At 74.2% G+C, this 1208-nt stretch carries 1 pseudogene; it reads right to left on the bottom strand.

The annotated features are described in order from the left end of the window. Positions 1–1102, bottom strand: a pseudogene (locus H5J29_RS33485) (hypothetical protein); the annotation flags it as partial. Positions 1103–1208: the final 106 nt, after the last annotated feature.

Here is a 1208-nt window from a genome sequence, read left to right as displayed (position 1 = left end):
CGCGGTCGGCCGGGCCACGGTCGTCGCGGTAGCCGCTCGAACCGCGGTAGCCCCCGGAGCTCCCACGGTTGACCTGGTAGCCACCTCGCGAGCCGCCCTCGTCGGAGCCGCGTCGGTCGTCCCGGTAGCCGCCGCGCGATCCGCGCTCGTCCGAGCCCCGTCGGTCGTCCCGGTCACCGCGGTAGCCACCGCGGTCGCTCTGGAACCTACTCCGCGAGCCGCCACCGCCGGACCCACGACGATCGTCTCCGTACCTCCCGCGGTTCTCACTCGCCCGGCGGTCCTCACGGTTGGCCTGGTAGCCGCCACGGGAGCCCCGGTCGTCGGAGCCGCCACGGTTGCCCTGGTAGCCACCGCGCGAACCCCGGTCGTCGGAGCCGCCACGGTTGCCCTGGTAGCCACCGCGCGAACCGCGGTCGTCCGAGCCACTACGGCCCTGGTACCCCCCACGCGACCCACGGTCGTCGGAGCCGCCACGGCTGCCCTGGTAGCCACCGCGCGAACCGCGGTCGTCCGTGCTGCTGCGGCCCTGGTACCCGCCACGGTCGTCCGAGCCACTGCGACCCTGGTACCCGCCGCGCGAACCCCGGTCGTCGGAGCCGACCCGGTTGCCCTGGTAGCCCCCGCGCGAACCGCGGTCGTCCGTGCTGCTGCGGCCCTGGTACCCGCCACGGTCGTCCGAGCCACTGCGACCCTGGTACCCGCCGCGCGAACCACGGTCCTCCGAGCTGCCACGGTTGCCCTGGTAGCCCCCGCGGGATCCGCGGTCGTCGCTGCCACGGTTGCCCTGGTAGCCCCCGCCCGAGCCGCGGTCGTCGCGCCGGTACCCGCCTGAGCGGTCGTCGCGTCCACGGTCGTTGCCCGAGCCACCGCGGCGGGCGCGGTCGTCCTTGCCCCAGCGGTCGACGTACACCTTGGGGCTGCCCTCACTGCGGCCGCCACGCGGCCGGTCCGACGAGTCCCGGGAGCCGCCTCGACGGTCGTCGCGATCCTGACCGCCACCACCCCAGCCGCTACCGACGCGGCCGCCCTTCTTGCGGTCGTCGCGTCCACGGCTCTCGCGGCGCTCGCCGGAGCCGTGCTTGTCATCCCGATCAGTCACTCTTGAATTCCGATTCTCGTCGCGTCGCGGCCGTGATCGCCCTACGCGATTCCAGCCTCGGAAACACCAAAAAAGGGCGCCCCCACCTGCCCGGTGGGGACGCCCT

Source organism: Pseudonocardia pini, from assembly GCF_013870575.1.
GTDB lineage: Bacteria > Actinomycetota > Actinomycetes > Mycobacteriales > Pseudonocardiaceae > Pseudonocardia > Pseudonocardia pini.
Note: the sequence above shows the minus strand (reverse complement) of the source record. Positions and strands in the feature narration are given on the sequence as shown.